The organism is Streptomyces sp. NPDC058052, from assembly GCF_042885515.1.
Taxonomy (GTDB): domain Bacteria; phylum Actinomycetota; class Actinomycetes; order Streptomycetales; family Streptomycetaceae; genus Streptomyces.
In genome coordinates this window covers 152,836-179,116 of the sequence record NZ_JBHVRX010000014.1, presented here as the reverse complement: position 1 = coordinate 179,116, position 26,281 = coordinate 152,836, and the positions used below count along the sequence as shown (strand labels likewise).

Sequence of the window (26,281 nt, the reverse complement as noted above, 5' to 3'; positions counted from 1 at the left end):
GGTGCGGCTGGTGTTCCGCCACCGGCGGAACGGCGCGGACATCCGCCCGTTCTCGGGCGGAGCCGTGATCAGCGGGCGCGGGCCGGGGCTTGCGCCGGTGCGGCGGCGGCGCGGAGGGCCGCCTCGATCCGGCGGTCGCTGGTCATGGTCGCGGTGACGGCCGTCATCGCGAGGAGGAGGCCGGCGGCGGTGTAGAGCGGGGTGCGCACGTCGTGGGTGGTGGCCAGCCAGCCGCCGAGGAGCGCGCCGGACGGGGCGGCGCACATGGCGAGCATGCGGGAGGTGGAGGCGACCCGGCCCATCAGGTGGGCGGGGACGATCGCCTGCCGGAGGGAGGGCGCGAGCACCATCGTGGCGCCCATGCCCGCACCGCAGACGGCGAGCGCGAGGCCGGCGACGTACGCGTTCGGGGCGGCGGCGAGGCCCAGGACGGCGAGCCCCTCGACCGCGGCCGTGCAGGTGAGCGCGGTGCCGGTGCCGAGTCGCCGGCCGAGGAACGAGGCGAGGCCCGCGCCGAGCAGACCGCCGGTGGCCTCCGCGGTGAGGAGCAGGCCGAAGCCGAGGGCGCCGATGCCGAGTCGTTCGTGCGCGAAGAGGGCGAGGACGGTCTCGACGGCGAGGAAGGCGATGTTCCCGACCGCCGGACGCAGGGCGAGCCCGAGCAGCAGCCGGTCGCGGAACACGTACGAGGCGCCGGTCCGCGCCTGTCGCAGCAGCGACTCACGGGCCTCGGGGGCGGGCCGGGGCACGGCGGGCAGCGACCGCACGAGCAGGGCGGAGACCGCGAACGAGACCGCGTCGGCGAGCAGCGGAACCGCCCGCCCGAGCGCGAGCAGGGCGCTGCCCGCGGGCGGCCCGGCGAAGCCGGACGCGGCGGTCTGGGTGCCGCGCAGGCGGGCGTTGGCGCGCTCCAGGAGCGCGGGGTCGCGGCCGAGCAGGTCCGGCAGGTAGGCCGTGGCGGCCGTGTCGAAGAAGAGCCCGCCGAGGCCGAGGAGGAAGGCGACGGCCGCGAGCAGGGGGATGCTCAGCAGGTCGAGCACGGCCGCCGCCGCCGGTATCGCGAGCAGCGCCGCACGCACCGCGTCCGCGACCCACATGGTGCGCCGTCGGTCCCAGCGGTCCACCAGCGCGCCGCCGAGCACCCCGAAGAGCAGCCACGGCAGCGTCCCGGCGGCCGTGACGACGGCGAGGGCCATCGGGTCCCGCGTCGACGCCAGCGCGATCAGCGGCAGCGCGGCATGTGACACCCCGTCACCGAGCGAGGACACCGTCTGCGCGGCCCACAGCCGTCCGAACCCGGTCGGCAGCTTCCTGACGTCCGTCGTCATCCGGCCTCCCCCTCGCCCCGCGTACGCGAAGCCGGGTGGAACAGCGCGAAGACGAACGACGCGTCCGGCAGCGACGGGTCGGACAGCTCCCGGTACTCGTGCGCCAGCGCCTCCAACCGCGCCCCCAGTTCCGCGAACTGCGCGTCGGTGAGGCGCAGATGTGCCATCCTCACGTGCCGCCCGCCGTCCGACGGAGCCGCCTCCAGGTCCGCCACCGCGTGCCGCATCAGCAGGTCGGGGCCCCCTTCGCCCGGATCCGGCAGCTCGATCGTCCTCGCGGCCATGGCGTAGTACCGCTCGGTGACGCCCCGGACCTTCCGGGTGCGCACCACCTTCACCAGGCCGGCCCGTTCGAGCGTCCGTACGTGGTAGCTGGAGCTCCCTTTCGCGAGGCCCACCCGCTCGGCGATCTGCGTGATCGTCGCGGGCTCGAAGCGGAGCACGGCCATGATCCGGTGGCGGGTGAGGCTGGAGACGGCGCGCAGTTGCTCGTCGGTGGTGACGTGGAACGTCTCGGGAAGATCATCGTCAGGCATGGGTCTAATGGTCAACACTTCTTGACCATTGCGCAAGGGGTTTCGCCCGGACACGTGCGCGGAACACCCGCCCGGGCCTGCCGGCCGCCCCGGACCGCCGGTTGCCCCGGACCGCCGGTTGCCCCGGACTACCCGTCGCCCCGGACCGCCGGCCGCCCGGACCGCCGGCCGGCCGGACCGGTCGCGTACGCCAGAGGCGGCGCGATCGCCTGCGCGTCCGCCCCCTCGCCGACCCACAGACCGATGTAGAGCGCGGCCGTCGCCTCCAGCAGCCCCGCCCGGTCGAGGCCGCCGCCGGCCACGGGGTCGCAGCCCGCGTCCCGCACCAGCGTCCGGACGAGACCGAGGGCGGTCTCGTCGTCGCCGCAGACCGGCACGGCCAGGGGCCTGCCGTCGAAGACGGGCGGCCGCATGCGCCACACGTCCTCGTGGCACAGGTTGAACGCCTTCACCACGTGCGCTCCGGGCGCCGCCAGCGCCAGCCGCCGCGCCGCCGACGGCCCGCCCCCGGTCAGCAGGCGGAAGCCCGCGCCGACCGGGTTGGAGCAGTCGAGGAGCGCCTTGCCCTCCAGCTCCGCCCGCACGCCGCGGACGACGTCCTCCCCCGCGCCGAACGGCAGCGCGGCGAGCACCACTTCGCCGGACGCGGCCGCCGCGCGGAGACCGCCGGACTCCGCGCCGGAGCCGAGGCGCCGGGCCAGCCCCCGCGCCTTGTCCGTGTCCCGCCCGCCGATCGTGACGTGGTGTCCGGCCCGCACCCAGTGGGTGGCGAGCGCGTCGGCCATGCCGCCCGTTCCCAGAACGCCGATCCTCATGCCGTGCCGCCTCTCGTCGCCTTGCTCCGCTCTTCCTGAAGACGCTAGAGAGGGGCTCAGGCACCATGTGGTGCGTGACCACCGACCCGTTCCTCGCCGACTGCCGCGCCCGTCTCGCCTTCGACCTCCTCTCCCAGACCTGGAACGCCGTGGTGCTCTGGGCGCTGCGCGACGGGCCCCTGCGTCCGGTGGAACTGCGGGAGCGGATCGGCGGCATCAGCCCCAAGGTCCTCACCGAGACACTGCGGCGGCTCCAGTTCAACGGACTGGTCGACCGCTGTCCCCACCCAGGTTCGCCGCCCCGCGTCGAGTACGGACTCACCGGCCTGGGGCGGACGTTGCTGGCGCCGATCGACGCCTTCGGCGCCTGGGCGCACGAGCACGGCGACGCGGTCATGGCCGCCCAGGACGCCGCGCTCGGATCCGCCGGGGAGGACCGTCTCCCCGCCTCGTGACGCGACACGACCGTGAGCCCCGCGGACCGAGGGCGCGCCCCGTCGGCGAACAGGCGCTCCGGAAAAGGGAACCGGTCGCCCGCTCCGGACACTTGTGGGTGTGGACAGGGAACTGAACGACCGGCTCCGGGCAGGCGACCGGGACGCCTTCGCCGAGATCTTCGACGCCCACGCGCGGACCGTGCACGCCTACGCCGTACGGCTCACGGGCGACTGGGCGGCGGCCGACGACATCATGTCGCTCACCTTCCTGGAGGCGTGGAAGCGGCGCGGGAAGCTGCGGGACGAGGTCGGCGACGTACGGGCCTGGCTGCTGGGCGTCGCCACGAACGTGTCGAGGAACACCGCCCGCGCCGCGCGCCGCCACCGGGCCGCCATGGCCCGGCTCCCCCCGCCGGAGCCGCTGCCCGACGTCTCGGACGGCGTGGTGCGACAGCTCCACGACACGGCGCGCCTGGCGGCGGTGACCAGGGCGGTACGGCGCCTGAAGCGGGGCGACCGCGAGGTGCTGGGGCTGGTCGTCTGGTCGGAGCTGGGCTACGCGGAGGCGTCGGCGGCGCTCGGCGTCCCCGTCGGCACGGTGCGGTCACGGCTCTCCCGGGCCCGGCAGCGGCTGCGCCTGCTCGTGGACGAGGAACTGGCGGTCGAGGCCCCTGCCGTGGAGCCGCGGCGGCCGTCCGGACGCCTCCTGGCGGGACCGGCGGGACCGCGCCTGACGCGGGGAAGGGAGAACGGGTGATGAGGGGTACCGGGCGAGGGGACGGCGACGGCCGCGGGGACGGCGGCCGGAGGATCGCGGATCGCGTGGACGACGGCCGCGGGGACGGGGAGCGCGTGGACGACGGGGACGACGGGCTCGACGGACTCGGCGGGGTGCGGCGGGCGGTTCCCGCCTTCCCGGTGCCCGGCCTCGCGGGGGTGCGCGAGGGGGAGCGGCGGCGGCACCTCCTCGCGGAGATCGACCTCGACGCGGTGTCGCGGCGCGGGCCCCTGGCCGGGCGGCGGAGGTACGTCGCCGTGCTGGGCGGCGCGGCGGTGGCGGGTGCCCTGGTCCTCGCCCTGGCGTCGCTACCCGCCCCGCCGGCCTCCCCGGCCCGGCCGGCCTCCCCGGCGTCCGTCGCGCTGCTCGAACGGGCCGCGCTGGCCGCCGCAGCCGCCCCCGCGGTGCCGGTCCGGGGGGACCAGTACGCGTACGTCGAGGTGGTGGGCCACACGACCGTCCTCTCCGAGAACGCCGTCGGCGGCATGGACCGCCGGGTGGAACGCGAGGACGTGGAACGGTGGATGCCCGTCGACGGCACCCGGCCGACGCAGGAGCGCAAGAACGGCCGCAGGGTCCAGGTCCCCGGGAGTCCGGGGAACGGCGGGTTCGCCTCGCCCACGTACGCGTTCGCCGCGTCGCTGCCGAGCGATCCCGACGCGCTGCTGAGCCTGATCCGCGAGGACGCCGTGCGGAACCACGGTCCGGGGAGCGACTCCACGACCGGCCCGGACCAGGAGACGTTCGTCGCCATCGGCGACCTGCTGCGCAGCGGCGTCGTCCCGCCGGCGACCACGGCCGCGCTCTACCGGGCCGCGGCCCGCGTCCCCGGCGTCGTCACGCTCCCCGGCGCGGTGGACGCGGCCGGCCGGAGCGGGGTGGCGGTGGCCCGTGTCCACGACGGCGAGCGGGACGAATGGATCTTCGACACCACGACGGGGCGCTGCCTCGGCACGCGCACGGTCCTCACCCGCGAGAGCGCGTGGGGCGGGCCCGGGACCGTCGTCGCCTCCGTCGCGGTGGTGGGGCAGGGGATCGTGGACGAGCCCGGGCAGGTCCCGGCGGGCGCCGCCGGCCGGGGGGAGGAACGCTAGGCAGGTGCGGACGGCTGCTCTACCCTGCCGCCATGATCGCCAAGTTGCAGTGTGTGGTGCTGGACTGTCCGGACGTCAGGGAACTCGCCCGGTTCTACCGGGCGCTTCTCGGCGGGGACGTGGACCGGCCCGACCCCCGCTGGTCGCTCGACGACGACTGGTCGACGCTGCACACCGAGGGCGGTCCGGTGCTGGCCTTCCAGCGCGTGGCCGGCCACCGCCCGCCCCGGTGGCCGGATCCCGCCCACCCCCAGCAGTTCCACCTGGACCTGGGGGTCGAGGACCTGGACGAGGCCCGGGACCAGGCCCTCGCGAACGGCGCCGCGCTGCTCGACGGCGGGGACGGGGAGCGCGGCTGGTGCGTCCTCGCCGACCCGGCGGGCCACCCGTTCTGCCTGGTGCGGGAGTGACACGAGGGACGTGCCGGGTCACGCCACCGGGGCGGCCGCCTCGACCAGCGCGGCCAGGTCGGAGGCGGATTCGGGGGCCAGCCGGTAGAACCCCTGGAGGCTGACGGACCTCTCCAGTCGCCCGTCGACCACGTACTTCAGGTTCCGCGTCCGTCCGCGGCGATCGCGCCAGGTCAGCACGGGCAGCAGGTCGCCCGGCACGGGCACGTCGAACCGTACGGGCGTCGCGTCCACGTGCACCGGCGTCGCGCCGCATCCGCCGGCGCCGAGCATCGCCCAGTCGTGGTGGCCGGGATGGGCCGGGTCCCGCCACGTCGCCGGAGCCGCGCCGCAGCACGCGCCCCGCTCCGTGTCGACCACCCGCATCCGCGAGACGACGAAGACCTCCCGCCGGTGCACGTGCAGGGCGTACACGTCGTCCCCGGCACGCGCTCCCGTCCAGGCCGGCAGCGACTGGTGCGCCCCGGAGAAGGCGACGGCCGGCCGCGTCCCCTCCCGCCCCTCTCTCCGCAGGGCACGGCAGGTCTCCTGGGTCCACAGGACGGTGAAGGCGTCAGACATGCGCCGATCGTACGGACCCCCACCGACAACGCCCCGGTCTCAGTGGTCCAGTTCCGCCGCGAAGCCGGAGAGCAGGGCGTTCAGGGCGAAGGCGAAGCGGGTGTCGGCGCGGTGGTCGCCGGCGGCCCGGGCGGCGGCCACCAGGCGGGGGTAGGCGTCCTCGTCCAGGGCGGTCATGACGCCGGCGTCGTCGACGCGTCCGGCCTCGGCGGCGGCGTGGCCCACGACGAAGCCGGTGAGGGAGTAGAGGACGTCCAGGGTCCTCGGCAGGGAGAAGCCGGCCTCGTGCAGCATGCCGATCACGGCGTCCAGCGTGCGCAGGTTGCGGGGGGTGACGGCCGGCCGGGAGAGCAGCAGGGGCACGGCGTGCGGATGCGCGGCGAGGGCGGCGGCCAGCGCGTGGGCGTAGGCGCTCAGGTCCTCGCGCCAGGTGGCGGCGCCGAAGGCCGGCGGGACGGCTTCGGCGACGACCTGTTCGATCATCCCGTCCAGCAGGGCCGTCTTGTTGGGCACGTGGTGGTAGAGCGTCATGGCCTCCACGCCCAGTTCGGCGCCGAGGCGCCGCATGGACAGGGCGTTCAGTCCGTCCCGGTCGACGAGCTTCAGGGCTGCCTCCAGGACGTCCTGCCGGGTGAGCCCCGCCCGTTGTCCGCGGGCTCTGTTGGCGGCCACGGCGCCTCCCTTCCCCGTCCGGACGGCTCGCGGTCCGGACGGTCTTCACACGATTGACGATTCTTACGGCGTAAGTATACCGTCGGGCCGCATCGCAGCCTTACATCGTAAGAATCCTGGGGCTGCTCCACCGGACGACGGGGGCGAGACGGCGATGACCACCACCGGAACGATCGAGGCGGAAGACCCGGCCGTACGGCCGCCGGGTGACGACGGACCAGGCCGCGCGCCCGTCCGGGAAGGTCCCGGCACGGCACGGCTGCTCCGGCCCTTCGCCGGGGGGTTCGCCGCCGTGATCGCCCTCCAGGTCGCCGGCGCCGTCGCCGGACTGGCCCCGCTGCTCGCGGTCGTGGAGCTCGGCCGGACCCTGCTCGCGCCCGGCCCGCCCGACCCGGGGCACGTGCGGTTCCTCGTGCTCGCGGGCGCGGCCGGCCTCTTCGTGAAGCTGGTGCTCACCGCCGCCGCGGCGGGGGTCGGGCACCTGCTGGACGGACGGGTGCAGCTGGCGCTGCGCCGGGCCCTCGCGGCGCGGCTGGGACGGGTGCCGCTCGACTGGATCGCACGGCGCCGCAGCGGCGAACTGGCCAGGGTGGCGGGCGACGACGTCGGCGCCGTCCACCCGCTCATCGCCCACACGCCCGGCGAGCTGACCTCGGCCTTCGTCGTCCCGCTGGTGTCGCTCGGCTACCTGTTCGCCGTCGACTGGCGGCTGACGCTGATCACACTCGCCCCGGTGCTCGCCGCGGTGGCGCTGGTGCCGCTGATGATGACCCCGGCCCGCCTCCGCGAGCAGGCCGACTTCGACGCGGCGATGGCGCGGATCGCCGCGTCGGTCGTGGAGTTCGTCCAGGGCATCGCCGTCGTCAAGGCGTTCGGCGGGGGCGAGCGCGCCCATCACCGGTTCCGCGCGGCCGCCGACGACTTCGTCGCCTCCTTCCGCCGCTGGGTGCACGGGATCTCCCCGGTCGCGGCCGGGATGCAGCTGCTGCTGTCGCCCCCGTTCGTGCTGCTGACCGTGCTGACCGGAGGCGCGGCCCTCGTCGCCGGCGGCGGGACGGAGCCGGTCGACCTGCTGCCGTTCCTGCTGCTCGGCCTCGGCCTGACCGCCCCGGTGGCGGCCCTCGGGCACGGCTTCGACGAGGTGCAGACCGCCCGCCGCGCGGTCGGCCGGATCCGCGACGTGCTCGCGGTGCCGGCACTGCCCGGACCGGTGGCACCGGCCACGCCCGACGGCCACCTGGTCGAACTGCGCGGGGTCCGCTTCGCCCACGAGCCCGGGCACGACGTCCTGCGCGGGGTCGACCTCGTCCTGAGGCCGGGGACGGTCACCGCGCTGGTGGGCGCGTCGGGGGCCGGCAAGTCCACCCTCGTCCGGCTGCTGCCGCGGTTCGCCGACCCGACGGGCGGGTCGGTCCTGCTCGGCGGCGTCGACCTGCGGGAGGTGGACGACCGCGAGCTGCACCGGCGGGTCTCCTTCGTCTTCCAGGACGTCCACCTGCTGCGCGCCTCGGTCGCGGACAACATCGCGCTCGCGGTGCCGGACGCCGGACGGGAGGCGGTCGTGCGCGCCGCCCGGCTCGCGAACGTCCACGACCGGGTGACCCGGCTCCCCCGCGGCTACGACTCCGTGATCGGCGAGGACGCCAGGCTGTCGGGCGGCGAGGCCCAGCGGATCGCGCTCGCCCGCGCCCTGCTGGCCGACGCCCCCGTCCTGGTCCTCGACGAGGCCACCTCCTTCGCCGACCCGCGGACCGAACGGGCCGTCCGCAGGACCCTGGACGCCCTGCGCGAGGACCGGACGGTCCTGCTCGTCGCGCACCGCCTGGAGACCGCCGCCGGCGCCGACCTCGTCGCGGTGCTGGAGGACGGGGTGATCGCCGAGCACGGCGCGCCCGCCGAACTCGTCGCCGGGGGAGGGCGGTTCGCCGCCCTGTGGCACGCCCGGCGGACGGCCGCCCCCACGGCCGGCGGTGAACGGCCATGACCGCACCGGACCGCCCGACCCGCCCCGCGGACCCGCGTCCGCGCCCCCTCCGCGCCCGACGAGGAGAAGACCCCCGATGATCCGGCTGCTGCTGCGCGTCCTGGGCGAGGAACACCGCCGCCCACTGCTGCGCGCCCTCGCCCTGATGACGGCGACCGCCGTCGCCGAGGGCCTGTCCTACGCCCTGCTGGCGCCCGTCCTGCGGGCGCTGCTCGACGGCGCCCCGGCCGACGCCCGCCCCTGGCTGGGCGCGTTCGGGGCCGCCGTCGCCGGCTACGCCGTCCTGCGCTACGTCACCGACCTGTCGGCGTTCCGCGTCGGCACGTCCCTGCTGCGCGGCGTCTACCACCGCCTCGGCGACCATCTGGCCCGGCTCCCGATCGGCTGGTACGGCCCGGCGCGTGTGGGCGAGCTGTCCGTCCTGGCCGGCCAGGGCGTGCTCCAGGCGATGAGCGTGATCGCACACCTGCTGGCACCGGCCGTCTCCGCCGCCGTGACGCCCCTGACGATCGTCGCCGTCGTCCTCGCCCTCGACTGGCGCCTCGGCCTGGCCCTGCTGGCCGCCGTCCCGGTGGTGGCCGGGATCCAGGCCCTCACCGGACGCGCGACGGCGGCCCAGGACGCCGACCGGGCCGCCCGCGACCGCGAGGCCGCCGGGCGGATCGTCGAGTACGTCCAGGCTCAGCCGGTGCTGCGGGCCGGCGGCCGCGCGACGGAACGCTTCCGGCTGCTGGACGACGCCCTGAGCGACGTACGGCGCGCCTCCCGCCGCGCCACGCTCGCGGCGCTGCCCGGGGCGCTCGGCCTCACCCTGACCGTGCAGGCGGTGTTCACCGCGGTCCTGGCGCTCGGCGCCCACCTGGCGCTCGGCGGGGAGATCGGGGCGGCGGAACTGCTGACCGTCCTGGTGCTGACCGCCCGCTGCTCGGAGCCGCTGCTGTCCCTCGCCGACCTCGGCGGCAAGCTGCGCGGCGCGCACGGCGAACTGGCCCGGCTCGACGCGGTGCTGCGCACCGAGCCGCTGCCGCGGGCCGCCCGTCCGGTCGAGCCGGCCGGGCACCGGGTGGCGTTCGAGTCGGTCGTCTTCCGCCGGGGCGGGCGCACGGTCCTCGACGGCGTGTCGCTGACCGTTCCGGAGGGGCGGCGGCTGGCCGTGGTGGGCCCGTCGGGCGCCGGGAAGAGCACGCTCCTGCAGGTGCTCGCGCGGTTCCACGACGTGGACGCGGGCGTGGTGCGCGTCGGCGGGGCGGACGTCCGGGACGTGGGCACGGAGGCGCTGGCGGCACGGTTCGCCATCGTCTTCCAGGACGTGTACCTCTTCGACGGCACCATCGAGGAGAACGTGCGCCTCGGGCGCCCCGGCGCCGGTGACGAGGAGGTGCGCGCGGCGGCGGCCGCGGCCCGGCTGGACGAGGTGGTGGACCGGCTGCCCGACGGCTGGGCGACCGTCGTCGGCGACGGCGGCGCCCGGCTGTCGGGGGGCGAGCGCCAGCGCGTGTCGATCGCCCGCGCCCTGCTGAAGGACGCGCCGATCGTGCTCCTGGACGAGGTGACCTCCGCCCTGGATCCGGTGAACGAGGCGGCCGTGCACGCCGGTGTGGAGCGGCTGATGCGGGGCAGGACCGTGGTGATGGTGGCCCACCGGATGCGTACCGTCCGCGACGCCGACCGGATCGTCTTCCTCGACGGCGGCCGGATCGTCGAGGAGGGCGACCACGACGAACTGCTGCGTCTCGGCGGCCGGTACGCCGACTTCTGGAGGCTCTCGGCGGAGCTTGTACCGGACGGTCCCGCCGGAAACGCCGATGGTGACGAGTTCTCGCCAGGGAACCACGGGTTCCGCATGTGAGGCGCGGGACGGGGGAGCCATTCCGGTGACCGTCGCCGCCGTCCGCCGTCCGTCCGCCGCTGGTGCGGCGCGCGTCCGTCGTCCGTGCGGCGCCCGTCGGCCCCGTCCGTCGCCCGTTCCGTGAGGAGCCGCCATGTCACTGCCACCCCTCCCCGACGACCCGGTCCTCACCGCCGACTTCGCGTCGCCCGCGCAGTGGGTCGCCGGGCGGTCCTGGGCCTATCCCGACGGCGGTCCGGTCAACCCCCTCGACAACAAGCTGGACCATCTGGTCGAGGATCCGGCGTACAGCCGCTCCGGGGTCTTCCGCGCGACCCGCCGCCGTGACGGCCTCTGGGACAGCGGGCTGCTCACCACGGAGGGCAGCGCCGAGGGCTTCGAGGTGCGGGCCGGCGACGTGCTGGAGGCGCGGGTCCGGCTGCCGGAGGAGACCGGGGCGTGGCCGGCGATCTGGACGTGGCGGGACGGCGGGCAGGAGATCGACGTCTTCGAGTACCACCCGGACAACCCCGACCTGCTGGAGCTCTCCAACCGGGTTCGGGGCACCCACAAGTACTACCGCTCCCCCGACGTGCGCCCCGGCGGATGGGTGGACCTGCGCACCGAGTTCGGCGCGCGGTCCGTGGTGTGGTGGGTGAACGGCGCCGAGGTGTTCGCGGACCGGCGCGGGGTCGGGCGGTCCTGGCACGCCTGTCTGATCGTCAACCTCTCGGTGTGCGCGGGGCGTTACCATCCGGCTCCCGATCCGGGGACGAGCGAGATGTCCTTCGAGGTCTCCGGCCTGCGGGTGTTCCGCCCCGGCTGACGGACGGCCGCGGGCGGGTGCGGGCCGCGCCACCGCCCCGGGGCCGCCCCGGAGCCGCCCCGGGGCCGCCGGTGCCGTCACGGTGGCCGGCGCGGCCTCGTCCGGACGTGCGGGACGAGGCCGCGGGCCGCCGCACCGGGCGAGCCGCGGGCCGTCGCATCCGGCGAGGGGGCCGTCACACCCGGCGCGGATGAGTCGTCGCGCCTTTCCGAAAGGTCGCCTTACGGCCGGAGAAGGCCGGGACGACCCGTTCAGGACGGATCCCTTCCCGCCACCCCCGCGGATTCCGAAGGAATGTTGCGAAAAGAGGACTCCTTTCCGGAAGTCGAGCGACCGCTTCCGAAAAGAGGGGACGAGTCGCGCCCAAGCGGACGGATCCCGCATCCCGCACTTGCCGCCGAGAACGGTTCCACCCGGGCGATGGACCGGGAAAGTGAACCGTAAACCATTCGACCCGCAACCCGCCGATTCCCTCCGAAATCAGGAGACCCGCCACCCCCGGAGCGGGGACATTCTCGCTGACTCGACACATCTCGCCATCTGGACTCGATTTGACCCACCGGTTCGGACGCCAGCAAGATCCTTTCCGAATCCTGCGAAATACTCCGTTCACAGAACGACGACGTCGCGGCGTTTGCGGCCGATGAGTATTCGGGGGGACCGTCGAGCGGGTGAAGAGGTCTGAATATGCGTCAGCACGACCGTGTCATCAAGGAATTGAAGTCCAGGTTCGAGCACATTCACGTGGAGATTTCGCCGCCGCGGACGGCGTCCACCGCCCTTTCCCGCGCGCTCTGGGGAAGTCCGGAGATCGGATTCCACTGCCACGAGCCGTTCGAAAGCCGGTACTGGGGTTCGGCTCCGTGGGAGGAGAGCGAGCACACCCTCCTGAATCCGATGCGGATCGCGGACGAATCCCGTCCCGCGTGGAGCGAGGGAATGGAGCGGGAGACCCAGTCGCTCCTCATCAAGGACATGACCTTCCAGGTCGACGAAGAATCCTTCGGACTCCTGAGGGAACTGGCGACCGCTCCGATTCTCTTCTCTTTCCGCGACCCCCGGCTGACGCTCCACTCGCGGCTGCGGAAGGTGCGTGAACTCGGCCGGGGAAACACCTTCCCGCCGTTCGAGAGCGGCTGGTACTCCTTCCGCGACCAGATGGCCGCCTGCGAGGAGAACGGTGTCGACTACGTCATCGTGGACACCACGGAACTGCGGACGGACCCCGCCCCCGTCCTGCGCGCGATCTACGAACGCCTCGGCCTGACCTTCTCCGACTCCGTCGTCTCCTGGGAGCCGCGCAGCCACCTCCACCTGTGCGCGCCCGAGGTGGGCGCCCTGATGAGCGACGCCCGGCGGGAGGGGGACCCCTTCTTCCGGCGGGTCCTCGGAAGCAGCGGGATCCAGCCGGCCGACGAGGTCGACCTCGTCGCGGTGGAGAAGGAGCTGGCGGAGGTCGGCCTCGCCGCCCACCTCGCCGAGTGCACGGAGATCTACGAGCAGGCCCTGGAGAACCCCCACCGGGTCACCCTGCCGCAGCCGTCCGCGGCCGTCTGACACGGCACCCGGCCCCGGCCGGCGCCGTCCCCCGCCACCGGGCCCTCCCCCGAGAGGGCCCGACCAGCCCGGACTTCTGGAGATCGACCAGACATGGCACACATCGTCTTCGTGGACAGCCGGCCCTACGGCTTCCGCGCGGTGACCACCGCCCGGCGGATGGGTCACGAGATCACCTTCATCGCCTCGGAGGCGTTCGGCGCGTCCTACACCGGCAACGCCGCCTTCGACGCCCTGGCGGAGGAGGTCGACCGCGTGGTCCGCGTGGAGAACTCCTGCGATCCGCAGGAACTGCGCAAGACCCTCGACCGTCTCGTCGCCGAGCACCCGGTGGACGCGGTGATCGCCCTCCACGACGAGGTGGTCCAGTCCCTCGCGCCCGTCGCCCGGGACATGGGGCTGCGGTACACCTCGGCCGAAGGGGTCGCCAACGCCCGCGACAAGGCGCACGCCAGGGAGCTGCTCGCCGCGGCGGGACTGCCCGGGCTCGCGTACGAGGTGATCGACTCGGCGCACGACATCCCCGGCGCCGTCGACCGCGTCGGCCTGCCCGCGGTGGTGAAGCCGGCCTCCGGCAGCGCCAGCGTCGCCGCGACGGTGGTGCGCACCGCCTCGGACGTCGAGCTCGCGCGACGGCGGGTGCTGGACGCGGACGCGTGGCTCTCCGCGGCGCAGAAGCAGGCGTTCGGCAGCCGCCTCGTGGTCGAGCGCTATCTCGAAGGCCCCCTGCTGTCGGTCGAGATCGCCGTGTCCGACGGCGTGGCCGTCCCCTTCGCCGTCCTCGAACGACAGCGGTACGCCGCCGACGAGAGCATGGAACTCGGTTCCATCGCCCCGGCCCGGCTGACTCCCGACGAGGACGCGGCGGTCCGCGCGTATGCCACGGACGTGGTGAACGCGCTCGGCCTGGACTTCGGCATCTTCCACATCGAGGTCATCCACACCGCGCAGGGGCCGTGCCTCATCGACCCCAATCCCCGCCTGATCGGCGGCCCCGCTCCCCTGCTCATCAAGGAGTGCTGGGGCGTCGACCTGCACGAACAGCTCGTCCATGTCTTCCTGGGGCACCCCGTCGAACAGCCCCCGCGCGCCCCGCGCCGTGAGGGAGCGGCGCACATCCTGGCGCCGACGGCCGACGTGACGTACGCGGGGGACGCCGACCTCGCCTTCCTGGACGAGGATCCGCGCGTCCGGCACTGGGCGCTCCGGGCGGAGGCCGGACAGCGGATCCGCCGGGCGACCAGCAACTTCCACTACATCGGGCACGTCCTCGCGGTCGCCGACACCTACCTGGAGGCGGCGGACGTGTGCATCTCCTCCGTCTCCGAGCTCGCGGACCGGACGGGCATCCCGATGATCGTCTGGTCCCCGCTCTCCGACGACCGCTGACCGATGCCGCTCCCGCCCACCGCGCCGGCGCGGCCGAAGCCCCTCCCCCGGACGAGCGGACGGCCGCCCCGGGTGCTGTTACCCGCGCTCTCCCTGGCGGCCGGCTGGTTCATCGTCCTGGGGAACATCGCGCTGGCCCCGCCGCTGCTCGCCTTCGTCGCCGCCGACCTCCGCATGTCCGGGACGGAACAGGGCGCGTTCCTGGTCGCGCTGCCGCTGACCAGCTTCCTCGGGAACGTCCTCTTCGGGCCCTTCGTCGACCGGATCGGACGCAGCCGGTCCCTGACCCTCGGCGCCGCCGGCGCCATGCTCTCCCTGCTGGGCTTCCTCCTCGTCGACGACGCGACGACGGCGATCGCCCTGCGCGGCGTCACGGGGCTCCTCATGCCCCTGGTCGGCATCTCGGTGCTGCCCTGCGTCACCGAGTACTTCCCGGCCGGACGGCGCCTGGCCCTCACCGGCTACGTGATGGCCAGCGGGTCCCTCGCCCAGATGGTCATGGCGCCGCTGGCCATCACGCTGGCGAGTCACGCCTCGTGGCGGTGGGGCTTCGGCGTGCTGGCCGCGGTGGCCGGACTCGCCGCGGCCGGCGCCCTCGTCAGCATGCCGAACCGTCCGCGGGACGCCCGGCCCGCCTCCGTGCGGCACCACCTGCGGTCGCTGCTGCCTCCCAAGGAGCGGGAGGTCAGGTTCAGCGTCATCGCCTTCTACCTCTTCGTCCTGGGGCTCTTCAGCGTGACGGCCCTCTATCCCACCTGGCTGCTGGCCAACCTCGCCACGACCGGGGACGACGGCGGCGAAGCGGCCGGCGTGCTCTTCCTCGTCGCGGGGGTGGCGGCCGTCGCCGCCTCCTCCTCCCTCGGCGCGATCCCCCGCAGGTGGCAGCGGCACGTCCTCGTCGCGTCGCTGCTGCTCCCCTCGGCGGTCGCCCTCGCCCTGCCGGCCGTGCCGGGGCACTACGGCGCCCAGGTGGCGCTCTACACCGCTCTCGTCGGCCTGCAGTCCGTGGCCTCGCCCGTCCTCAGGGCCCGCATCAACCAGCTGGCGGACGAGGACGACCTCAGCACCGTCAACGCGTCCCTCAACGCCGGCTACCAGCTGGCGGCCGCCACGGCCACCGCGGTCGCGGCCGTCCTCTACGGCCTGGCGCCGTCGTTCTGGCTCAACTCCGCGGTGGCGGCCGCCGGGTTCCTGGCCGCCGCGACGGCCGTCCTGCACCTCCTCCGCCGTCCCACGACGTCCTGATGCCGCTCCATGGGCCGCTTCCCCGGACGCGGCCCCTGTGAAGGAGAGAAACCCACATGAACGCGCCCGCAGTGCGCACCGCAGCAGCGCAGCCCGACCCCACCGCCGCGCCCGGCCCCGCGTCGGCGGCCGGGATGCCGGACGAGTTCGCCTCGCTGGCCCTGGAGTCCGAGGTCCGCAGCTACTGCCGCGCGTGGCCGACCGTCTTCGTCCGGGCCCGCGGCAGCCGCCTGGAGGACCAGGACGCCCGCTCGTACCTGGACTTCTTCGCCGGGGCCGGCGCCCTCAACTACGGGCACAACCACCCCGTCCTGAAGGCGGCCGTCCGGGAGTACCTGGACGCCGACGGGGTCGTCCACAGCCTGGACATGGCGACGGCGGCCAAGGCCGACCTGCTCGCGGCCTTCGACCGACACGTCCTGAGGCCGCGTCACCTCGACTACCGCGTCCAGTTCCCCGGCCCGACCGGCACCAACAGCGTGGAGGCCGCGCTGAAGCTCGCGCGGAAGGTCACCGGCCGGACGGGCGTCGTGGCCTTCACGCACGCCTTCCACGGCATGACGCTCGGCGCGCTCGCCGTGACCGGCAGCGCCGCGAAGCGCGCGGGGGCGGGCGTACCGCTCGGCCACACGTACCGGATCCCCTACGACGGCTTCGGCGGCGACGGCGTCCAGGGCCTCGCCCTCCTCGACGCCCTGATCGAGAGCGGCAGCAGCGGCGTCGACCTGCCCGCCGCGGTGATCGTGGAGACCGTCCAGGGCGAGGGCGGCGTCAACGTCGCCCGGGCGGAATGGCTGGCGGAACTGTCCGGCCTCTGCCGGCGCAGGGGGATCCTGCTCATCGTCGACGACGTCCAGATGGGGTGCGGCCGCACGGGCCCCTTCTTCAGCTTCGAGGCCGCCGGCATCACCCCGGACATCGTGTGCCTCTCGAAGTCCATCAGCGGCTACGGCCTGCCCATGGCCCTCACCTTGTTCCGCCCCGAACTCGACGTCTGGAGCCCGGGCGAGCACAACGGCACCTTCCGCGGCAACAACCTCGCCTTCGTCACCGCCGCGGCCGCCCTGCGCACGTTCTGGGCGGACTCCACGCTGGAGAAGGAGACGGCGCGCAAGGGAGAGACCGTGGCGCTCCGGCTGGAGGAGATCGCGGCCCGCCACGCCGGAGAGGGCGCCGTGTCGCGCGGCCGGGGCCTGGTGCACGGGCTGTCCTTCCGCGACCCCGCGCTCGCGGGCCGGGTCGGCCGGGAGGCGTTCACCCGGGGGCTGCTCGTGGAGACCGCCGGCGCGCGCGACGAGGTCGTCAAGCTCCTGCCGCCCCTGACGGTCTCCGACGACGAACTGTCCGAGGGCCTGGCGCTCCTGGAGGAGTCCGTCGACGCGGTCCTCGCGTCCCGGGACCACGCCCGCACCGCCTGACCTCCCCCGGACCGGCACGCCGGCGCGGGCCCCTGCCCGCGCCGGCACCCGACCCGACCGGCACCTCCGTCCACCCCAGGAGAAACAGACCCGCCATGAACGACCACCGACTCGCCGCCGACCTCGCCGAACGGGCAGGCTCGCTGCTGCTCGCCCTCCGCGAGGACACCGGCTTCGCCGACGCCGCCGCGCTCAAGGCCGCGGGCGACCTCGCCTCCCACGAGTTCCTGGCGGACGCGCTCGCGGCGCACCGCCCCGAGGACGCCGTCCTCTCCGAGGAGGCGGCCGACGACCCCCGGCGGCTCACCGCCTCGCGCGTCTGGATCGTCGATCCACTGGACGGCACCAGGGAGTTCAGCGAGGAGGGCCGGGACGACTGGGCGGTGCACGTGGCGCTCTGGGAGCGGGGTCGGCTCGCCGCCGGGGCGATCGCCCTCCCCGCGCAGGGCAAGGTGCTGGGCACCGGCGCCGCCGCTCCCCTGCCCGCCCCGGCGTCCGGAGCTCCGCGCATCACGGTCAGCCGCACCAGGCCGCCGGCCTTCGTCGCGCGGCTGGCCGCCCGCATGGGGGCCCGGACGGTCCCGATGGGGTCGGCCGGCGTCAAGATCGCCGCGGTGCTCCAGGGCACGGCCGACGCGTACGTCCACGCCGGCGGGCAGTACGAATGGGATTCGGCCGCGCCCGTCGCGGCCGCCCTCGCCGCGGGCGCCCACGCCTCCCGCCTCGACGGCACCCCGCTCGTCTACAACAGGCCGGACCCCCGGCTCCCCGACCTCGTGGTGTGCCGCCCCGAACTGGCCGAACGCCTCCTCGCGGAGATCGCGGAGACCGCGGAGACCGCGGCGGCCGCAACGGACAGCTGACCCGGACCCCCGCCCACCGGCCGACCACTCCGCACGGATGAGGACATGAACCGAGAAGAAGTCTGTACCTGCTGGCCCGGCGCGACCGTGTGGCTCACCGGCCTGCCGGACACCGGCACGACCACGATCGCCCGGGAGCTGGCCGGCCGGCTCCGCGAGGAGGGACGGCGCGTCGAGGTCCTCGACGCGGACGCGGCCGGCGGTCACCTCTCCGCCGGCTCCGCCCCCTCCCCCGAGGACCGCAGCGCGAGCGGGCGGCGCGTCGGGACCCTGGCCGAGGTGCTGGCGCGCAACGGGATCGTCGCGCTGGTTCCGGCGACCGCCGCGTGCGCCGCCGGCCGCGAGGCGGTCCGCGCCCGCCACCGGGCCAGCGGCACCCCCTACGTCGAGGTGCACGTGGCCGCCCCGGTGGCGGAGCGCCCGGACGACGAGCCGAAGGACCCCGATCTGCGGATCGACTCCCCCGCCCTGACGGCGCGGGAGTCGGCGGCGGCGCTCCACACGCTCCTCGCCGAGCGCGGTCTCGCCTGAGGGAGACGGCTCAGCCGCGCCGTCCCGGGTCCGCCGGGGTCATCCCGCGGGCGGCCGCGAGCCGCGACGCCTCGTCGGAGGCGAGGAGGCCGAGGGCGGCGAGGGCGCGCTCCGGTGCGGTCGTGGTGGCGAGGACTCCGGCGCCGAAGACCGAGGTGAGGGCGGTGTCGCCGGGCAGGGGCCCGAGCACGGTGACGCCCGGAAGGTCCATCAGTTCGCTGTGCTGCTGGAAGGCCAGGTCGGCGCGGCCGGAGGACAGCAGGCCGCCGGCGGGGACGCCGGGCGGGGTCTGGACGAGCCGGCCGGCCAGGGTGCCGGCGAGGCCGAGGCGGCGGAGCAGGTCGACGAGGGCCGTCCCGCTCGGCCCGGTGGAGAAGGCGATGCTCCGCGCGGCCGTCAGCGCGGCGCGGAGGTCCTCGACGGAGTCGAGGGCGGGCGGCGGTGTGCCGTCCGGCACCGCGGCGACGACCTGGGAGATCCACAGCGGGCGGACCGTACCGGGAAGCAGGTGGCCCTCCTGTTCGAGGGCGGTCAGGGCTCCGGCGGCGAGGACGAGGAGGTCCGCCTCGGCGCCCTCGCGGACACGGCGGGCGATCTCCACACCGCCGGCCGCGTCGAAGCGCACGGGCGTCCCGTGGGCGGTCCGCAGGTGCTCGCTCAGCTCGGCGAGGATCGGGCGGGTCGCCATCGAGGACAGTCCCACGAGTTCACGGTGCACGTCGACTCCTCGGTCGTCAGCGGTGTGGCGGCGTCCGCGCGGGATCCGGGACGTCGCGGGGAAGGGGGCGCGGCACGCGCGGCCCGGTGGCCCGACGCCCGTCTGCGAGACTGACGGCGTGAGCACGACCCGGAGCACGGCGGCAGGGAAAGTACTGGAGGTCCTCGCGGCCTTCGACCGCGAGCACCCCGCCCAGACACTATCCGAGATCGCCCAGCGCACCGGCATGGCCCTGAGCACCACGCACCGGGTGGTGGGCGAACTGGCGGCCTGGGGGGCGCTGGAGCGGGGCGAGGACGGGTCGTGGCACGTGGGGCTGCGGCTGTGGGAGATCGCCGCGGGCTGTCCCCGGACGCAGATCCTGCGGGACGTGGCGCTGCCGTTCATGCAGGACCTGTACGAGGCGACCCACGAGAACGTCCAGCTGGCGGTGCGGGAGGGCACCGAGCTCGTCTTCGTGGAGCGGATCGCGGGGCACCGGTCGGTGGAGCTGCTGACGGGGGTCGGGACCCGGTTCCCGGTCGGGTCCACGGGGATGGGGCGGGTGCTCCTGGCGCACGCGCCGCCGGACATCCAGGAGGAGGTCCTCGGTTCGCCGCAGCGGGCGTGGACCCCGCACACGGTGACCGATCCGAGGACGCTGCGGACGCAGCTGGACCGGATCCGGCGCGAGCAGGTCTTCGTCAGCGACCGGCAGCTGTCGGAGAGCACGGTTGCGGTGGCGGCGCCGGTGCGGATCGGGCGGACGGGCCCGGTGAGCGCCGCGCTGGGCATCGTGATCACGGCGCGGGGCGCGAGCCGGGCGCGCGGGCTGCGCGAACCGCTGCTGCGGGCCGCGTACGGGATCTCCGACGAGCTCGGCAGGCGGACGCGGACGACGGGCTGAGTTCGGGACCGGCTTCCGCCTGACGGAAACTCCGCAGACCAGGGGCTGGGCAGGCTGACAGCGTTCGGACCGTTCTCACCGTCCGAAACGTACACAGCTGCTTGGGAGATGCCATGGCCGACGTCCCCGTCGACTCCGTCGTCACGGTCCCGGTCGCGATCGTCGGCGCGGGCCCGGCGGGCCTCATGCTGGCGCACCTGCTCGGCCGCGCCGGAGTCGCGACGGTCGCCGTCGACACCCGTACCCGCCACGAGATCGAGACGACCCAGCGGGCCGGCATCCTGGAGGCCGGCGTCGCCCGGGACCTCGTGGAGACCGGTGTCTCGGACCGGGTCCTGCGCGACGGGCACGAGCACGAGGGCATCGAGGTGCGGTCGGCGGGACGCCCGTACCGCATCGACTTCAAGGAGCTCGTCTCCGCCTCCACCTGGCTCTATCCCCAGACCGACGTCTTCGTCGACCTCGCCGACGCGCGCGAACGCGACGGCGGCACCGTCCACTTCGGGATCCGGGACACCGAGGTCCTCGGCATCACGACCGACGCGCCGCGGGTGCGCTACACGGCGCCCGACGGGACCCGGCACGAGATCCGGGCCCGGTACGTCGTCGGCGCGGACGGATCGCGGAGCATGTGCCGCGACCTGGTGCCGGAGGACCGGCGGGTGCGGTACGGCAAGGAGTACCCCTTCGCGTGGTTCGGGATCCTCGCCGAGGCGCCGCCGAGCGCCCCCGAGCTGGTCTACGCCCGCTCCGCACACGGCTTCGCCCTGATCAGCCGCCGGACCGACGCCGTGCAGCGCATGTACTTCCAGTGCTCCCCCGACGCGTCCGCCGACGACTGGTCCGACGACCGGATCTGGGAGACCCTCCAGGCGCGGGTGGCCGGCGAGGACGGCTTCCGGCTGAAGGAGGGGCCGATCACCGAGAAGACGGTGCTGCGGTTCCGCTCCTTCGTGCAGGAGCCGATGCGGTGGGGCTCGCTGCTGCTCGCCGGAGACGCCGCGCACACGGTCCCGCCGACCGGGGCCCGCGGTCTCAACCTGGCGCTGCACGACGTGAAGGTGCTCGCCGGCGTGCTGACCCGGGCGCTCGGCGGCGCGGGCGCGAACGCGCTCGACGCATACGAGCCGCGGGCCCTCCAGCGGGTCTGGCGGGCGCAGAACTTCTCGTCCTGGATGACCCGGCTGCTGCACACCGCGCCCGGCGCCTCCGCGTTCGACCTGCGGCGTCAGCTCGGCGAGCTCGACAACGTGGTCGGCACCCGTGCCGGACGCGCCTACCTGGCCGAGCAGTACACGGGCTGGCCCACCCGCGCGCACTGACCCCCGACCCTGACGACCACGAGGCTTTCCCATGATCATCGATTGTCACGGTCACTTCACCACCGCACCGCCGCGGCTGGCGGAGTGGCGCGACCGGCAGATCGCCGCGGCCGAGGGCCGCGGCCCCGCCCCGGACCCCGGCGAGCTCGTCCTCACCGACGACGACCTGCGCGCCGCGATCGAGGGCAACCAGCTGCGGCTGATGGACGAGCGCGGCAGCGACCTCACGATCTTCTCTCCGCGGGCCAGCTTCATGGCCCACCACATCGGCGACCTCGCCGTCTCCTCCGTATGGGCGCGGATCTGCAACGACCTGGTCCACCGGGTCGCCGGCCTGTACCCCGACCGGTTCGCGGCGGGCGCGATGCTGCCGCAGTCGCCGGGCGCCGGCCCCGCCACGTGTCTGCCCGAACTGACCCGGGCCGTCGAGGAGCTGGGCGCGGTCACGGTCAACCTCAACCCCGACCCGTCGGGCGGCCGGTGGACGGCGCCGCCGCTGACCGACCGGAGCTGGTACCCCCTGTACGAGGCGCTGGTCGCGTACGACATCCCGGCGATGATCCACGTCAGCACCTCCTGCAACCCGGCCTTCCACACCACCGGCGCGCACTATCTGAACGCCGACACCACGGCGTTCATGCAGCTCGTGCAGGGCGACCTCTTCGCCGACTTCCCGACGCTGCGGTTCGTGATCCCGCACGGCGGCGGCGCGGTGCCGTACCACTGGGGCCGGTTCCGGGGCCTGGCGATGGCGCTCGGCAGGCCGGACCCGGAGACGCTCCTCGACAACGTCTTCTTCGACACCTGCGTCTACCACCAGCCCGGCATCGACCTGCTGACCCGGGTGGTGCCCAGCCGGTCGCTCCTCTTCGCCAGCGAGATGATCGGCGCGGTCCGCGACGTCGACCCGCGCACCGGCCACCACTTCGACGACACGAAGCGGTACGTCGACGCCACCCCGCACCTGTCGGACGAGGAGCGCGCCGCCGTGTACTCCGGCAACGCCCTGCGCGTCTATCCCCGCCTCGCCGCCCGCCTCGCCGCGGCCGGCCGCTGATCCCCGCTCTCCAGGAGAACCCCATGGAACACACCGAGATCGGCGTCGTCCGCACGAAGGTCGACCGGGCCGACCCGGAGACCGTCGCCGCGCTGTCGGCGTTCGGCGTCGCCACGGTCCACGAGGCGATGGGCCGGGTCGGGCTGATGCGCCCCTACCTGCGCCCGGTCTACCCCACGGCCCGGATGTGCGGCACGGCCGTGACCGTGCTGCTCCAGCCCGGCGACAACTGGATGCTGCACGTCGCCGCCGAGCAGATCCGGGACGGGGACGTCGTCGTCGCCGCCTGCACGACCGAGAGCGAGGACGGCTTCTTCGGCGAACTGCTCGCCACCTCCTTCCGGGCCCGGGGCTGCCGGGGCCTGGTCATCGACGGCGGGGTCCGTGACATCGCCGACCTGGAGGGCATGGACTTCCCCGTCTTCGCCCGCGCGGTCAACGCCAAGGGCACCGTGAAGGCCACCCTCGGCTCGGTCAACGTGCCCGTGGTCTGCGGCAACGCCCTGGTCCGCCCCGGTGACGCGATCGTCGCGGACGCCGACGGCGTCGTCGTGGTACCCCGCGAGCGGGCCGCCGAGGTGGCCGCCGCGTCGGCCGCCCGCGAGGCGAACGAGGAGGGCAAGCGCGCGCAGTTCCGCGCGGGCCGGCTCGGCCTGGACATGTACGGCATGCGCGGCCCGCTGGCCGAGCTCGGACTGCGCTACGAGGACTGACGATGAGCACCCGTTTCGAGAAGACCCCCGGCTGGCTGGACTGGTACGCCGGTCCGAGCCGGCCCGCCTTCCGGCTCCCCGAGGGGGCCGTCGACGCGCACTGCCACGTCTTCGGCCCGGGCGCGGAGTTCCCGTACGCCCCCGAGCGCGCGTACACGCCGTGCGACGCCTCCAAGGAGCAGCTGTTCGCGCTCCGCGACCACCTCGGCTTCCGCCGCAACGTCGTGGTCCAGGCGACCTGTCACGGCGCCGACAACCGCGCGATGGTCGATGCCCTGCGGGCCTCCGGCGGAGCGGCCCGGGGCGTGGCGACGCTCCGGCCCGACGTCACCGACGCCGAGGTGCGGGAACTGCACGAGGCCGGGGTGCGCGGGGTCCGGTTCACCTTCGTCCGGCGGCTCGCGGACGCGGCGCCGGAGCGGGACCTGCGGGCCGTCGCCGAGAAGATCGCGCCCTACGGCTGGCACGTCGTCCTCTACTTCGAGGCCGCCGACCTCCCCGGCCTCCGGGAGTTCTTCCTCTCCCTGCCGGTGCCGCTGGTCGTCGACCACATGGGCCGCCCGGACACCGCGAAGGATCCGGAAGGGCCCGACTTCGAGGCGTTCCTGGACTTCCTGCGGGCCCGGACCGACATCTGGTGCAAGGTCACCTGCCCGGAGCGGCTGACGGTGAGCGGTCCGCCGGCCGTCGACGGGGAGCGGGCGGCGTACCGCGACGTCGTCCCCTTCGCCCGCCGGGTGGTCGAGGAGTTCCCCGACCGGGTGCTCTGGGGAACCGACTGGCCGCACCCCAATCTCACCGACCACATGCCCGACGACGGCCTCCTCGTCGACTTCCTCCCGCACATCGCCCCGTCACCGGAGCTCCGGCACCGGCTCCTCGTCGACAACCCGATGCGCCTGTACTGGCCCGAGGCCGACTGACCCTCCCCCGATTGGAGCTCCGGCATGGCGCTGGACAAGACCTACCGACTCGTTCCGGGCACGACCGTCTTCGACGCCGAGCAGTCGGCCAAGGGGTACCACCTCAACCAGTTCTGCATGTCCCTGATGACGGCGGAGAACCGTGCCGCGTACCTCGCCGACGAGCGCGCCTACCTGGACGCGTGGCCGCTGCGGGAGGAGCAGAGGCGGGCGCTGCTCGACCGCGACCTCAACGCGGCGATGCGCGAGGGCGGCAACATCTACTTCCTCGCCAAGTGGGGCGCCACGCTGGGCCTCTCGTTCCAGCAGATGGCCGGCTCGATGACGGGCATGACCGAGGAGGAGTACCGCGCCATGATGGCCGGCGGCGGCCGGCCGGTCGAGGGCAACCGCATCGACCACGCCGTCCTCGAAGCCGCCCACGTGCCGGCGGCACCGGCCCGTCACGCCACCGTCACCGGCGCCGTCTTCACCTCGCACGTCCCCGCGATCGGCGCGGCGATGGACCACGGCAAGACCGAAGAGCCGTACTGGAAGCCGGTGTTCGAGGGCTACGAGTACGCCAGGGCGTGGGAGCGGGAGAACCTCCCCGACGTCGTGGTCCTCGTCTACAACGACCACGCCAGCGCCTTCGACCAGTCGATGATCCCGACCTTCGTGCTCGGCACCGGCGCCTCCTACCCGGTCGCCGACGAGGGGTACGGGCCGCGCCCCGTGCCCGGCATCGAGGGCGACCCCGACCTGGCCGCGCACATCGCGCACTCCCTCATCCGGGACGACTTCGACCTCACCCTCGTCAACGAGATGGCCGTCGACCACGGACTCACCGTCCCGCTGTCGCTGATGTTCGGCGACGTCGAGAAGTGGCCCTGCAAGGTCATCCCGTTCCACGTCAACGTGGTCCAGTACCCGGTCCCCTCCGGTGCCCGCTGCTTCGGGCTGGGCCGAGCCCTGCGCAAGGCGATCGAGTCGTACGACCGGCCGCTCAAGGTGCAGGTCTGGGGCACCGGCGGCATGAGCCACCAGCTCCAGGGCCCGCGCGCCGGCCTGATCAACCGGGAGTGGGACAACGCCTTCCTGGACCGGCTCGTCGAGGACCCGGCCGGCCTGGCCGGGGTACCGCACCTGGAGTACGTCGAGGAGGCCGGCTCCGAGGGCATCGAGCTCGTCATGTGGCTGATCGCCCGCGGCGCGTTGGGCGACACCGACGCCGACGGTTCCCGCGAGGTCGAGGTCAAGCACCGCTTCTACCATGTGCCGGCGTCCAACACGGCCGTCGGCCACCTGATCCTGGAGAACCGCCCCCGGGCCGAAGAGCCCGCCGAGAAGGAGTGACATGACTGACGACCGGACCCTGCGGATCGCCCTGGCCGGCGGCGGCGCCTTCGGCGCCAAGCACGCCGCCGCGCTCCGCCGCATCGAGGGCGTCGAGGTGGCCGCCGTCGTGAGCAGCAGCCTCGAACGGGCCCAGAAGTTCGCCGCCGAGCAGGGCGTGGCGCACGCCGCCGGCTCCCTGGACGAGGTCCTCGCGCGGGACGACATCGACGCCGTCGTCCTCGCGACCCCCACCCAGCTGCACGCCGAGCAGACCCTGGCCTGTCTCGACGCGGGCAAGCACGTGCAGGTCGAGATCCCGCTCGCCGACTCCCTCGGCGACGCCGAGGCGTGCGTGGCGGCGCAGCAGCGCACCGGGCTCGTCGCGATGGCGGGCCACACCCGCCGCTTCAACCCCAGCCACCAGTGGGTCCGCCGGCGGGTCGAGGCCGGTGCGTTCGGCATCCAGCAGATGGACGTGCAGACGTACTTCTTCCGCCGGAAGAACCTCAACGCGCTCGGGGAGCCGCGCTCCTGGACCGACCACCTGCTGTGGCACCACGCCGCGCACACCGTCGACCTGTTCGCGTACCAGACCGGCTCGCCGATCGTGCGGGCCAACGCGCTGCAGGGGCCGATCCACCCCGAACTGGGCATCGCGATGGACCTGTCGATCCAGCTGCGGGCGGCGAACGGAGCCCTCTGCACCCTGTCGCTGTCGTTCAACAACGACGGTCCGCTGGGCACGTTCTTCCGCTACATCGGCGACACCGGCACCTACATCGCCCGCTACGACGACCTGTTCACCGGCAAGGACGAACCGATCGACGTGAGCGGGGTGGACGTCTCCATGGACGGCATCGAGCTCCAGGACCGCGAGTTCGTCGCCGCCATCCGCGAGGGCCGCGAGCCGAACTCCTCCCTCGCCCAGGTGCTGTCCTGCTACCGCACGCTGGCCGCCCTGGAGGAGCAGCTGGAGGCGGACGCGGCCCCCTGATCGCGCCGTCCCGCACCGGCGCGGAGAGGTGCGGACGGACGGGCCGACGGAACGGACCGGTCGGGGAGGAACGCCCGGT

The 26,281-nt window shown here is 74.4% G+C and carries 26 protein-coding genes; 20 read left to right on the top strand and 6 right to left on the bottom strand.

What is annotated here, in order from left to right:
• Nucleotides 1-68: 68 nt before the first annotated feature.
• The 3 genes from ACFVU3_RS20950 to ACFVU3_RS20940 all read right to left on the bottom strand — a co-directional run bounded on the left by ACFVU3_RS20950 (nucleotide 69) and on the right by ACFVU3_RS20940 (nucleotide 2,679).
• Complete coding sequence (locus tag ACFVU3_RS20950) at nucleotides 69-1,328, bottom strand: MFS transporter (RefSeq protein ID WP_390068157.1); 1,260 nt, start codon at nucleotides 1,326-1,328, stop codon at nucleotides 69-71.
• Complete coding sequence (locus ACFVU3_RS20945) at nucleotides 1,325-1,864, bottom strand: ArsR/SmtB family transcription factor (protein ID WP_390068155.1); 540 nt, start codon at nucleotides 1,862-1,864, stop codon at nucleotides 1,325-1,327. The genes ACFVU3_RS20950 and ACFVU3_RS20945 overlap by 4 nt, the downstream gene beginning before the upstream one ends.
• Before the next feature lie 128 nt (nucleotides 1,865-1,992).
• Nucleotides 1,993-2,679: an NADPH-dependent F420 reductase gene (locus ACFVU3_RS20940; RefSeq protein ID WP_390068153.1), complete on the bottom strand. Its 687-nt coding sequence runs from the start codon at nucleotides 2,677-2,679 to the stop codon at nucleotides 1,993-1,995.
• 74 nt (nucleotides 2,680-2,753) lie between these two features.
• On the opposite strand from ACFVU3_RS20940, the gene ACFVU3_RS20935 reads away from it, so the two are divergent.
• From ACFVU3_RS20935 to ACFVU3_RS20920, 4 genes are all read left to right on the top strand, one after another.
• On the top strand, nucleotides 2,754-3,134 hold the full coding sequence (locus ACFVU3_RS20935) for a winged helix-turn-helix transcriptional regulator (protein ID WP_390068151.1): 381 nt from the start codon (nucleotides 2,754-2,756) through the stop codon (nucleotides 3,132-3,134).
• A 100-nt stretch (nucleotides 3,135-3,234) separates the two neighbouring features.
• Nucleotides 3,235-3,873 carry an RNA polymerase sigma factor gene (locus ACFVU3_RS20930; RefSeq protein WP_390068149.1) on the top strand — a complete coding sequence of 213 codons (639 nt, stop codon included), beginning with the start codon at nucleotides 3,235-3,237 and terminating at the stop codon, nucleotides 3,871-3,873.
• Between the two features lie 65 nt (nucleotides 3,874-3,938).
• A complete protein-coding gene (locus ACFVU3_RS20925; protein WP_390068147.1) occupies nucleotides 3,939-4,988 on the top strand; it encodes a CU044_5270 family protein in 1,050 nt (349 codons plus the stop codon).
• Between the two features lie 32 nt (nucleotides 4,989-5,020).
• Nucleotides 5,021-5,398, top strand: a complete 378-nt coding sequence (locus ACFVU3_RS20920; RefSeq protein ID WP_390068145.1) for a VOC family protein — start codon at nucleotides 5,021-5,023, stop codon at nucleotides 5,396-5,398.
• 18 nt (nucleotides 5,399-5,416) lie between these two features.
• On the opposite strand, the gene ACFVU3_RS20915 is transcribed toward ACFVU3_RS20920, so the two are convergent.
• Both ACFVU3_RS20915 and ACFVU3_RS20910 read right to left on the bottom strand, forming a co-directional pair.
• Nucleotides 5,417-5,959 carry a hypothetical protein gene (locus ACFVU3_RS20915; protein ID WP_390068143.1) on the bottom strand — a complete coding sequence of 181 codons (543 nt, stop codon included), beginning with the start codon at nucleotides 5,957-5,959 and terminating at the stop codon, nucleotides 5,417-5,419.
• Nucleotides 5,960-5,998: 39 nt separating this feature from the next.
• Nucleotides 5,999-6,631: a TetR/AcrR family transcriptional regulator C-terminal domain-containing protein gene (locus ACFVU3_RS20910; protein ID WP_390068141.1), complete on the bottom strand. Its 633-nt coding sequence runs from the start codon at nucleotides 6,629-6,631 to the stop codon at nucleotides 5,999-6,001.
• A 154-nt stretch (nucleotides 6,632-6,785) separates the two neighbouring features.
• On the opposite strand from ACFVU3_RS20910, the gene ACFVU3_RS20905 reads away from it, so the two are divergent.
• From ACFVU3_RS20905 to ACFVU3_RS20865, 9 genes are all read left to right on the top strand, one after another.
• Nucleotides 6,786-8,615, top strand: coding sequence for an ABC transporter ATP-binding protein (locus tag ACFVU3_RS20905; protein ID WP_390068139.1), 1,830 nt, complete (start codon nucleotides 6,786-6,788; stop codon nucleotides 8,613-8,615).
• A 76-nt stretch (nucleotides 8,616-8,691) separates the two neighbouring features.
• A complete protein-coding gene (locus ACFVU3_RS20900; protein ID WP_390068137.1) occupies nucleotides 8,692-10,464 on the top strand; it encodes an ABC transporter ATP-binding protein in 1,773 nt (590 codons plus the stop codon).
• A 133-nt stretch (nucleotides 10,465-10,597) separates the two neighbouring features.
• Nucleotides 10,598-11,269, top strand: a complete 672-nt coding sequence (locus ACFVU3_RS20895; RefSeq protein WP_390068135.1) for a beta-glucanase — start codon at nucleotides 10,598-10,600, stop codon at nucleotides 11,267-11,269.
• A 939-nt stretch (nucleotides 11,270-12,208) separates the two neighbouring features.
• The gene (locus tag ACFVU3_RS20890; RefSeq protein ID WP_390068133.1) at nucleotides 12,209-12,826 is read left to right on the top strand and encodes a hypothetical protein; all 618 of its coding nucleotides are present in this window, start codon (nucleotides 12,209-12,211) and stop codon (nucleotides 12,824-12,826) included.
• A gap of 93 nt (nucleotides 12,827-12,919) precedes the next feature.
• Nucleotides 12,920-14,215 carry an ATP-grasp domain-containing protein gene (locus tag ACFVU3_RS20885; protein ID WP_390068131.1) on the top strand — a complete coding sequence of 432 codons (1,296 nt, stop codon included), beginning with the start codon at nucleotides 12,920-12,922 and terminating at the stop codon, nucleotides 14,213-14,215.
• A 72-nt stretch (nucleotides 14,216-14,287) separates the two neighbouring features.
• Nucleotides 14,288-15,460 carry an MFS transporter gene (locus ACFVU3_RS20880; RefSeq protein WP_390068129.1) on the top strand — a complete coding sequence of 391 codons (1,173 nt, stop codon included), beginning with the start codon at nucleotides 14,288-14,290 and terminating at the stop codon, nucleotides 15,458-15,460.
• Nucleotides 15,461-15,594: 134 nt separating this feature from the next.
• Entirely contained in the window at nucleotides 15,595-16,878 is a 1,284-nt protein-coding gene (gene ectB / locus ACFVU3_RS20875) for a diaminobutyrate--2-oxoglutarate transaminase (protein WP_390068192.1), read from the top strand.
• A 95-nt stretch (nucleotides 16,879-16,973) separates the two neighbouring features.
• On the top strand, nucleotides 16,974-17,741 hold the full coding sequence (locus ACFVU3_RS20870; RefSeq protein WP_390068128.1) for a 3'(2'),5'-bisphosphate nucleotidase CysQ: 768 nt from the start codon (nucleotides 16,974-16,976) through the stop codon (nucleotides 17,739-17,741).
• Between the two features lie 45 nt (nucleotides 17,742-17,786).
• On the top strand, nucleotides 17,787-18,272 hold the full coding sequence (locus ACFVU3_RS20865; protein ID WP_390068126.1) for an adenylyl-sulfate kinase: 486 nt from the start codon (nucleotides 17,787-17,789) through the stop codon (nucleotides 18,270-18,272).
• Between the two features lie 10 nt (nucleotides 18,273-18,282).
• On the opposite strand, the gene ACFVU3_RS20860 is transcribed toward ACFVU3_RS20865, so the two are convergent.
• Entirely contained in the window at nucleotides 18,283-18,990 is a 708-nt protein-coding gene (locus ACFVU3_RS20860) for a substrate-binding domain-containing protein (RefSeq protein ID WP_390068124.1), read from the bottom strand.
• Between the two features lie 118 nt (nucleotides 18,991-19,108).
• Here ACFVU3_RS20860 and ACFVU3_RS20855 point away from each other — a divergent pair, with 118 nt between their 5' ends.
• The 7 genes from ACFVU3_RS20855 to ACFVU3_RS20825 all read left to right on the top strand — a co-directional run bounded on the left by ACFVU3_RS20855 (nucleotide 19,109) and on the right by ACFVU3_RS20825 (nucleotide 26,202).
• Entirely contained in the window at nucleotides 19,109-19,876 is a 768-nt protein-coding gene (locus ACFVU3_RS20855) for an IclR family transcriptional regulator (RefSeq protein WP_390068122.1), read from the top strand.
• Between the two features lie 113 nt (nucleotides 19,877-19,989).
• On the top strand, nucleotides 19,990-21,198 hold the full coding sequence (locus ACFVU3_RS20850) for a 4-hydroxybenzoate 3-monooxygenase (protein ID WP_390068120.1): 1,209 nt from the start codon (nucleotides 19,990-19,992) through the stop codon (nucleotides 21,196-21,198).
• 31 nt (nucleotides 21,199-21,229) lie between these two features.
• Nucleotides 21,230-22,255 carry an amidohydrolase family protein gene (locus ACFVU3_RS20845; protein WP_390068118.1) on the top strand — a complete coding sequence of 342 codons (1,026 nt, stop codon included), beginning with the start codon at nucleotides 21,230-21,232 and terminating at the stop codon, nucleotides 22,253-22,255.
• 23 nt (nucleotides 22,256-22,278) lie between these two features.
• Nucleotides 22,279-22,968, top strand: coding sequence for a 4-carboxy-4-hydroxy-2-oxoadipate aldolase/oxaloacetate decarboxylase (ligK, locus tag ACFVU3_RS20840; RefSeq protein ID WP_390068116.1), 690 nt, complete (start codon nucleotides 22,279-22,281; stop codon nucleotides 22,966-22,968).
• A gap of 2 nt (nucleotides 22,969-22,970) precedes the next feature.
• Nucleotides 22,971-23,891 (top strand): amidohydrolase family protein, encoded by a 921-nt coding sequence (locus tag ACFVU3_RS20835; RefSeq protein ID WP_390068114.1) that lies wholly within the window; start codon nucleotides 22,971-22,973, stop codon nucleotides 23,889-23,891.
• Between the two features lie 24 nt (nucleotides 23,892-23,915).
• Nucleotides 23,916-25,226 (top strand): protocatechuate 4,5-dioxygenase subunit alpha, encoded by a 1,311-nt coding sequence (ligA, locus tag ACFVU3_RS20830; RefSeq protein WP_390068112.1) that lies wholly within the window; start codon nucleotides 23,916-23,918, stop codon nucleotides 25,224-25,226.
• Nucleotide 25,227: 1 nt separating this feature from the next.
• Nucleotides 25,228-26,202: a Gfo/Idh/MocA family oxidoreductase gene (locus ACFVU3_RS20825; protein WP_390068110.1), complete on the top strand. Its 975-nt coding sequence runs from the start codon at nucleotides 25,228-25,230 to the stop codon at nucleotides 26,200-26,202.
• The last annotated feature ends 79 nt before the right edge of the window (nucleotides 26,203-26,281 follow it).

What these genes read in the sequence shown, in the direction of transcription:
- ACFVU3_RS20950 (WP_390068157.1), bottom strand. Translation starts at nt 1,328, where the DNA reads ATGACGACGGACGTCAGGAAGCTGCCGACCGGGTTCGGACGGCTGTGG.
- ACFVU3_RS20945 (WP_390068155.1), bottom strand. Translation starts at nt 1,864, where the DNA reads ATGCCTGACGATGATCTTCCCGAGACGTTCCACGTCACCACCGACGAG.
- ACFVU3_RS20940 (WP_390068153.1), bottom strand. Translation starts at nt 2,679, where the DNA reads ATGAGGATCGGCGTTCTGGGAACGGGCGGCATGGCCGACGCGCTCGCC.
- ACFVU3_RS20920 (WP_390068145.1), top strand. Translation starts at nt 5,021, where the DNA reads ATGATCGCCAAGTTGCAGTGTGTGGTGCTGGACTGTCCGGACGTCAGG.
- ACFVU3_RS20915 (WP_390068143.1), bottom strand. Translation starts at nt 5,959, where the DNA reads ATGTCTGACGCCTTCACCGTCCTGTGGACCCAGGAGACCTGCCGTGCC.
- ACFVU3_RS20905 (WP_390068139.1), top strand. Translation starts at nt 6,786, where the DNA reads ATGACCACCACCGGAACGATCGAGGCGGAAGACCCGGCCGTACGGCCG.
- ACFVU3_RS20900 (WP_390068137.1), top strand. Translation starts at nt 8,692, where the DNA reads ATGATCCGGCTGCTGCTGCGCGTCCTGGGCGAGGAACACCGCCGCCCA.
- ACFVU3_RS20895 (WP_390068135.1), top strand. Translation starts at nt 10,598, where the DNA reads ATGTCACTGCCACCCCTCCCCGACGACCCGGTCCTCACCGCCGACTTC.
- ACFVU3_RS20890 (WP_390068133.1), top strand. Translation starts at nt 12,209, where the DNA reads ATGGAGCGGGAGACCCAGTCGCTCCTCATCAAGGACATGACCTTCCAG.
- ACFVU3_RS20885 (WP_390068131.1), top strand. Translation starts at nt 12,920, where the DNA reads ATGGCACACATCGTCTTCGTGGACAGCCGGCCCTACGGCTTCCGCGCG.
- ectB (WP_390068192.1), top strand. Translation starts at nt 15,595, where the DNA reads ATGCCGGACGAGTTCGCCTCGCTGGCCCTGGAGTCCGAGGTCCGCAGC.
- ACFVU3_RS20870 (WP_390068128.1), top strand. Translation starts at nt 16,974, where the DNA reads ATGAACGACCACCGACTCGCCGCCGACCTCGCCGAACGGGCAGGCTCG.
- ACFVU3_RS20865 (WP_390068126.1), top strand. Translation starts at nt 17,787, where the DNA reads ATGAACCGAGAAGAAGTCTGTACCTGCTGGCCCGGCGCGACCGTGTGG.
- ACFVU3_RS20850 (WP_390068120.1), top strand. Translation starts at nt 19,990, where the DNA reads ATGGCCGACGTCCCCGTCGACTCCGTCGTCACGGTCCCGGTCGCGATC.
- ACFVU3_RS20845 (WP_390068118.1), top strand. Translation starts at nt 21,230, where the DNA reads ATGATCATCGATTGTCACGGTCACTTCACCACCGCACCGCCGCGGCTG.
- ligK (WP_390068116.1), top strand. Translation starts at nt 22,279, where the DNA reads ATGGAACACACCGAGATCGGCGTCGTCCGCACGAAGGTCGACCGGGCC.
- ACFVU3_RS20835 (WP_390068114.1), top strand. Translation starts at nt 22,971, where the DNA reads ATGAGCACCCGTTTCGAGAAGACCCCCGGCTGGCTGGACTGGTACGCC.
- ligA (WP_390068112.1), top strand. Translation starts at nt 23,916, where the DNA reads ATGGCGCTGGACAAGACCTACCGACTCGTTCCGGGCACGACCGTCTTC.
- ACFVU3_RS20825 (WP_390068110.1), top strand. Translation starts at nt 25,228, where the DNA reads ATGACTGACGACCGGACCCTGCGGATCGCCCTGGCCGGCGGCGGCGCC.